Source organism: Pseudoalteromonas sp. C8, from assembly GCF_011378685.1.
GTDB classification, from domain to species: domain Bacteria; phylum Pseudomonadota; class Gammaproteobacteria; order Enterobacterales; family Alteromonadaceae; genus Pseudoalteromonas; species Pseudoalteromonas arctica.
In genome coordinates this window covers 1-1382 of the sequence record NZ_WTKT01000049.1, presented here as the reverse complement: position 1 = coordinate 1382, position 1382 = coordinate 1, and the positions used below count along the sequence as shown (strand labels likewise).

Here is a 1382-nt window from a genome sequence, read left to right as displayed (position 1 = left end):
ACAGGGTGATAGTCCCGTACATGAAAAGACATTTTAAGTGAAATCGAGTAGGTCGGAGCACGTGAAACTTTGACTGAATATAGGTGGACCATCATCTAAGGCTAAATACTCCCAACTGACCGATAGTGAACCAGTACCGTGAGGGAAAGGCGAAAAGAACCCCTGTGAGGGGAGTGAAATAGAACCTGAAACCGTGTACGTACAAGCAGTAGGAGCCCACTTGTTGGGTGACTGCGTACCTTTTGTATAATGGGTCAGCGACTTATATTTTGTAGCGAGGTTAACCGAATAGGGTAGCCGTAGGGAAACCGAGTCTTAACTGGGCGAATAGTTGCAAGGTATAGACCCGAAACCCGGTGATCTAGCCATGGGCAGGTTGAAGGTTGAGTAACATCAACTGGAGGACCGAACCCACTAACGTTGAAAAGTTAGGGGATGACCTGTGGCTAGGAGTGAAAGGCTAATCAAACCGGGAGATAGCTGGTTCTCCCCGAAATCTATTTAGGTAGAGCCTCGGACGAATACTTACGGGGGTAGAGCACTGTTAAGGCTAGGGGGTCATCCCGACTTACCAACCCTTTGCAAACTCCGAATACCGTAAAGTAATATCCGGGAGACACACGGCGGGTGCTAACGTCCGTCGTGAAGAGGGAAACAACCCAGACCGCCAGCTAAGGTCCCAAAGTCATAGTTAAGTGGGAAACGATGTGGAAAGGCCCAGACAGCCAGGAGGTTGGCTTAGAAGCAGCCATCCTTTAAAGAAAGCGTAATAGCTCACTGGTCGAGTCGGTCTGCGCGGAAGATGTAACGGGGCTAAACTATGCACCGAAGCTGCGGATTCAGAATTTATTCTGAGTGGTAGGGGAGCGTTCTGTAAGCCGTTGAAGGTGTACCGGGAGGTATGCTGGAGGTATCAGAAGTGCGAATGCTGACATGAGTAACGATAATGGGAGTGAAAAACTCCCACGCCGGAAGACCAAGGGTTCCTATCCCATGTTAATCAGGGTAGGGTAAGTCGACCCCTAAGGCGAGGCCGAAAGGCGTAGTCGATGGGAAACAGATTAATATTTCTGTACTCGATATAATTGCGATGGGGGGACGGAGCAGGCTAAGCAAGCATAGCGTTGGTAGTCTATGTGAAAGTGAGTAGGGCGTTTGTTTAGGTAAATCCGGACAAACATTAAACCTGAGACACGAGACGAGTCACTACGGTGATGAAGTTGCTGATGCCATACTTCCAGGAAAAGCCTCTAAGCTTCAGATTATATGGAATCGTACCCCAAACCGACACAGGTGGTCAGGTAGAGAATACTAAGGCGCTTGAGAGAACTCGGGTGAAGGAACTAGGCAAAATCGTACCGTAACTTCGGGAGAAGGTACGC

General features: G+C 49.1%; 1 rRNA gene. It reads left to right on the top strand.

The annotated features are described in order from the left end of the window. Nucleotides 1–1382 (top strand): 23S ribosomal RNA (locus GQR39_RS19960); the annotation flags it as partial.